Annotated in this window: 5 protein-coding genes; 3 read left to right on the top strand and 2 right to left on the bottom strand. The window is 68.2% G+C overall.

The genetic code is table 11. The features are described from left to right. Together CEY15_RS17390 and CEY15_RS17395 are read right to left on the bottom strand one after the other, a co-directional pair. The coding region (locus CEY15_RS17390) for an alpha/beta hydrolase fold domain-containing protein (protein ID WP_176475184.1) at positions 1-457 on the bottom strand (457 nt) is incomplete at its 3' end. A gap of 64 nt (positions 458-521) precedes the next feature. Then, positions 522-1154 (bottom strand): Type 1 glutamine amidotransferase-like domain-containing protein, encoded by a 633-nt coding sequence (locus CEY15_RS17395; RefSeq protein ID WP_095719464.1) that lies wholly within the window; start codon positions 1152-1154, stop codon positions 522-524. 177 nt (positions 1155-1331) lie between these two features. Between CEY15_RS17395 and CEY15_RS17400 the strand changes: the two genes are divergently transcribed. From CEY15_RS17400 to CEY15_RS17410, 3 genes are read left to right on the top strand one after another with little or no spacing between them, the layout of a single operon-like run. Then, positions 1332-2018, top strand: coding sequence for a hypothetical protein (locus CEY15_RS17400; RefSeq protein WP_095719465.1), 687 nt, complete (start codon positions 1332-1334; stop codon positions 2016-2018). Continuing rightward, the gene (locus CEY15_RS17405) at positions 2011-3060 is read left to right on the top strand and encodes an isopenicillin N synthase family dioxygenase (RefSeq protein ID WP_095719466.1); all 1050 of its coding nucleotides are present in this window, start codon (positions 2011-2013) and stop codon (positions 3058-3060) included. The genes CEY15_RS17400 and CEY15_RS17405 overlap by 8 nt, the downstream gene beginning before the upstream one ends. Further along, positions 3057-4559, top strand: a complete 1503-nt coding sequence (locus tag CEY15_RS17410) for a sodium:solute symporter family transporter (protein ID WP_095719467.1) — start codon at positions 3057-3059, stop codon at positions 4557-4559. Before CEY15_RS17405 ends, CEY15_RS17410 begins: the two co-directional genes overlap by 4 nt. Positions 4560-4585 lie beyond the last annotated feature (26 nt).

Below are 4585 nucleotides of genomic sequence, written 5' to 3' on the forward strand. Positions count from 1 at the left end.
CGGGTGTCCACCAGAGCGGGAACGGTCCAATGCCGGGTTGAGCGGCCAGCCATCCGAGTGCCGCGTGACAGTCGTCGAGCGCCGCCGGAAATGGGTGTTGCGGCGCCAATCGATAGTCGACCGACACGACGGTCGCACCGGTTCTCCGCGCGAGAGCCCGGCAGAGCACGTCATCCTGCGCCGCAGAACCGACGAGGTATCCACCGCCGTGGATCCACAGCAGGCCTGCCGAGGGTGACGAGGGATCACCAGCGGGGCGGAAGACGCGCACGCTCGCACCCGACTCGAGCTCATGGGTCTCGGTTCCCCGTAGGCCCGGCAACAGTGTCGCCAGCTTCTGCACCGCCGGCAGTGTCCGCGGTCCCACCACTCGCGAGGGCAACACCAGTGACGCGAGCTGGAGATCAGGATGGTACTGACGGCGGTCGCGGATGCGGTCGAGAAACGGGATGCGCATGGTTGCCCTCTGTAACGGATGAGACTTCGTGGGGTGGTGGAACTCGGATCGGCTGGGTGTCGGGTCAAGGTGAACTGATCAACCGCGCCGACCCGTCCTCCACGAGCAGTGCCTGGTCGTCGTTCACCAGGGTCAGCGGGTAGGTGCTCCCATAGGTCTCCACGAGCCGTGCGATGAGCTCGGGCGGGTAGGGCGGGAGAGCTCCGTCCGCGTGGGGGATCACCACGGTGTCGACCAGTCCGAGTCCGCGACGGTCGGCGAGGTCGGGAGCGGCGGAGGGATCGTCCATGAGGCTGACCGGCTCGATGCTGGGTCCGGTGACGACCGATCCGGCGCTCGAGCCGATGTACGGCAATCCCGCCCGCACCCGCCCGGTCAGGACCGCATCCGCACCGTGTCGGCGCAGCGCCGCCAGGAGCACGAAGGTGTTGCCGCCGGCCACGTACACGGCGTCGAGTCCGTCGAGCACGGCGGAGAACTCACTCGGGTCGTCGATGTCGCCGGCGCTGATGTCGGCCAGGACGTAGCCCAGATCCGCCAACTGCGCGCGTTCCGCGACGACGAAGCCCGCCCCCTCGTAGGGGCTGGCGGCGTCGTTTAGATACCCGATGCGCACCGCGGGTGCGGGACGGTTCACGCGCTCGGTGAGGAACGCGGGGACGGCGCCCACGCCGAGGGACAGCAGGAGCAGGTTCATGGCGCCACTCTACGAGTGGATCGCGTGGGTCACCGGGGTGTGTTGTCGGCGTCGAACCGACCAGACGGCTCCACACGCGGATCAGCCAATTTCTCATCCTTTGACGCCGACGTAACAGCGTCGCAACGAAGCGCCGTTTGACTACTTCCGATCAAGTGATCGATTTGAAGGAGTCACATGGAACCCGCCCCGCGCCCGGCCCCCGCGGCCTACCGGCGCCACCTGTTCCACTCCCGCGACTCCGTCCCCGACCAGTGCTCGGACGTCGTCTGGATCCAGGGTGACCAGTACTTCTGCGACGCTCGGCTCTCCACCGACGCCGCAGGCTCGACGCACTTCCGCATGGGTTTCGCCGGACGACTCGAGTGCACGGACGCGGCCACCGGCGAATTCGAATGGATCCACGCCATCGCCGCCGGAGAGGCCTTCGGCTCCGCCGACATCGGTCAACTCTTCGACGTGCCGGGGTGGGGCCTGCTGGAGGTGGGCCGACAACTCGACTACGTCGAGCTCTGGCAGCGCTGCTCAGACGAGCCCGGCCCCGTGTGGGAGGCCCGAGGGGTCGACGAGCACGGAACCGAGGCCCTGCTCGTCTGCGTCGGTGACCGCTTCGGTCTCGCACTGGGCGCCGACACCTCAGGCAGTCGGCCGGCATCGGTGCACATCGGGTCGCGGACCGACCGGGGCTGGCTCGCGCGGTACTCGTCGTGGTCGGCGCCCGAGCCTCCCCTCTTCTCCCTCTCCCCTCGATCCGACGGTCGCTTCGCCATCTCCTGGCAGGCCGGCGAGCTCTCCAGTGCCCCCACGTTCTTCGACCCGATCCACCCAGCCCGACCAACCCACCCAGGAGCCGACAATGCCTGACCCCCACCGTCCCACGATCGACTTCGAGTCGATCCCTGTCATCGATGTGTCCTCGCTCGCCGATCCCGACGGGCCCTCAGCCGAGTGTGTCGACCGACTCGGCGAGGCCGCCCGGGGCGTCGGGTTCCTCCTCATCGTCAACCACGGCGTAGCCGACGAGACCTTCAGCTCCATGCACGAGGCCTCGCAACGGTTCTTCGCCCAGCCCGAGGCCGTCAAGCAACAGGTGTACATCGGCAACTCCACTAACCACCGCGGGTACGTCCCGGTCGGGGAGGAGGTCTTCGCCGGCGCCACCCCCGACCTCAAGGAGGCCTTCGACCTGTCCATCGATCTGCCGGCGGACCATCCGGAGTACGTGGCCGGCAACCCGCTGCTCGGGCCGAACCAATGGCCCGACGTGCCGGGATTCCGGGAGGCGGTGATGACCTACTACGACGAGGTGTTCACCCTCGGGTCGCGGCTCCTCGCGGCGTTCGCCCGATACCTCGACCTGGATCCCGACACGTTCCTCGGGTCGGTGACCCAGCCGCCCTCGCAGTTGCGGCTGATCCACTACCCGTACAACCCCGACGCCGAGGACCGGCCCGGAATCGGAGCGCACACCGACTACGAGGCGTTGACCCTGCTCAAGCCCACCGCTCCCGGGTTGGAGGTGATGAACGGCCGGGGAGAGTGGATCGAGGTCCCGTACCGCGAGGACGCGATCGTCGTCAACATCGGAGACCTGCTCGAGGTCTGGACCAACGGAGCCTTCGTCGCCACCTCCCACCGGGTCCGGAAGGTCTCGCAAGAACGGTATTCGTACCCGTTGTTCTTCACGGTCGACTACGACACGGTGGTCGCTCCCCTGACGTTCTCCGGGTCCCACGACTCCGCATACGAGCCGATGCACTCCGGCGAGCACCTGTTCGCCCAGACCGCGCAGAGCTTCGCCTACCTGAGGAGGCGGATCGCGGACGGTGAGGTGGCCCTCCCGGAGGGCGCGCGTCCCCTGTACTCGCTCGGTCGCGAGCACGCTCTGGTGGGTGAGTCCCGATGATCAGTCTCGCCATCGGCGGCACCGTCGCCCTGCTCGTCGTCCTCGGCCTGCTGTCCTCGAAGAGGGTGCGGGGAGAGAACCGCAACTTCGCGGTCGCCGGCCGCACGCTGACCGTGCCACTCGTCGCCGTCCTGCTGATGTCCCAGGTGATCGACTCCAACGCGACCGTCGGAGCGGCGGACCTCGCGGGCGGCTTCGGATTCTGGGCCGGCGCCGCGATGCCCCTGGGAATCGCCGTGTCGTTCCTCCTGATGGGCCTTTTCGTGGCCGAGAAGGTGCGGGAGCGCGAACTGTATTCCCTGCCGGGATACTTCCGGCAGACGTTCGGTCGCACCGGAGAGATCCTGTCGGCCGTCCTGACGGTCTCCACCTTCGGCATCCTCATGGCGGGCAACCTCGTCGCCCTGGGGCACATGATGGACCACTTCGTCGGGGTGCCCTACTGGGCCGCGATCGTGTTCGTCACCGTGGCGATCCTCGCCTACACGATGGTCGGTGGGATGTTCGCGTCCGTGTACACGGGCCTGTTCCTCATGGTGGTGATGGGGGTCGGGTTCGTCGGGCTGACGCTGTGGATGTTCCTCGGCCCCGGGTACACCGCCGCCGAGGGGCTGGGCGTCTCGGATCTCGAACAGCTGACCGCCCCGGCGGCGGGCGCGGCGATCAACTGGGCGACGCTCTTCGCGCTGGGCTTCGGCAACCTGGTGGCCATCGACGTCTTCCAACGCGTGTCCTCGGCCAAGTCGGCCCGGGGCGCCAGGGCCGCCAGCCTGATCGCCGCCGTCGGCACCGTGGTCCTGTGTGTCCCGCTGGCCGCGGTCGCCGTGGCCGGGGCGGGACTGCTCGGGGACAGCGGCTCCGAGTCGCCGATCCTCTTCCAGCTCCTGACGGGGCCGGTGCCCACCCCGATCGCGATGCTGGTCATCTCAGCCCTTCTTGCTGCCTCCCTCACCACGGTCAGCGGCATCCTCCTTGCGTCCTCGTCAATCGTCGTGGGAACCATCCTCGACACGAGGAACCTGCGGTTGAGCGTGCTCCAGGCTTCCCGGTGGGCGATGGTCCCCGTCGCGGCCATCGGCATCGTCGTCGCACTCCGGGTCAACCACACCGGGATCCTTCTCACCCTGACCTTCGACCTGCTGTGCGCGAGTCTCGTGGTGCCGTTCCTGCTGTCGCTGTGGACCCGGCTGGTCAGCACGAGGGCGCTGGTGATCTCCGCAGTGTTGGGCCTGGGGGTCCGGCTCGGGTTCTTCGTCCTCACCCCGACGATCTACGGGGTGGACAACACCCTGCTGTACTTCCCGAACGAGGTGGTCACCACCAGCGTCGACGGCTGGACGACGTTCCTCGCGGCCGCCGTGTCCCTCGTGGTCTACGTGGCGGTAGCCGCCACCGACACACGGTCCAACACACGGTCCGACACCCGGACGTCCACGGTGCCCACGGCCGTCGACGAACCGGCACCGGAGCGGGGCGTCGAGGTGCCCGCCAAGGCCTAGGAGACTGCTGAACAAGCTGTGATCCT

This window comes from Dietzia natronolimnaea, from assembly GCF_002289575.1.
Lineage (GTDB): Bacteria > Actinomycetota > Actinomycetes > Mycobacteriales > Mycobacteriaceae > Dietzia > Dietzia natronolimnaea_A.